The following is a 566-nucleotide window of genomic DNA, read 5'->3' as shown; positions in this document are numbered from 1 at the left end:
GCAGCAAGTAGCGTAAGTGCCGACGCAAACACCAGACGGCGACGAGACCCGCGACGTCTTTCAGCACTACCACCTAGGAAGAATGGAGAGTTTGGCCCGGGAATTTAGGGGGTGCCTGTTCCGACAACTTCCAAACGTCTAATATGCCCAAATGCAGCGGTGTCGCATCGCCTTCGGTCCGTTCGTGCTCGATCCCGACATGGGGACGCTTCTTAAAGACCAGATCCCGATCACTGTTGGGCATCGTGGGCTGACGCTGCTTGCTGCGCTTACCGCACGGCCCGGTGAGATCCTGACGAAGGCCGAGCTGATGGACGCTGCCTGGCCGGGCACCGCCGTTGAGGAAGGCAACCTTACCGTCCAAATCGCGACGCTGAGAAAGGCACTCGGTCCGGCTGATAACGGCGGTGAGTGGATCGCCACAGTGCCTCGCCTCGGGTACCGCTTCACGGGGACTGTCGAGCCGGTGGCGAGCGCGTCCTACGGAGCGATCCCACCGCCCGGCAAGCCGTCGATCGCGGTGCTGCCCTTTGTCAACTCGGGCGGCGATCCGGACCAGCAGTATC

General features: G+C 62.4%; 1 protein-coding gene. It reads left to right on the top strand.

Features of this window, described 5'->3' with window-relative positions:
• Positions 1-151 precede the first annotated feature (151 nt).
• Positions 152-566, top strand: a 415-nt coding sequence (locus tag EOA60_RS36460) for a transcriptional regulator (protein WP_164899947.1), incomplete at its 3' end; no start/stop codon positions are given.

The sequence above is a fragment of the Mesorhizobium sp. M1A.F.Ca.IN.020.06.1.1 genome (assembly GCF_004023265.1).
Lineage (GTDB): Bacteria > Pseudomonadota > Alphaproteobacteria > Rhizobiales > Rhizobiaceae > Mesorhizobium.
The sequence above is the reverse complement of the archived record's forward strand: the minus strand, read 5'-3'. Positions and strand labels throughout refer to the sequence as shown.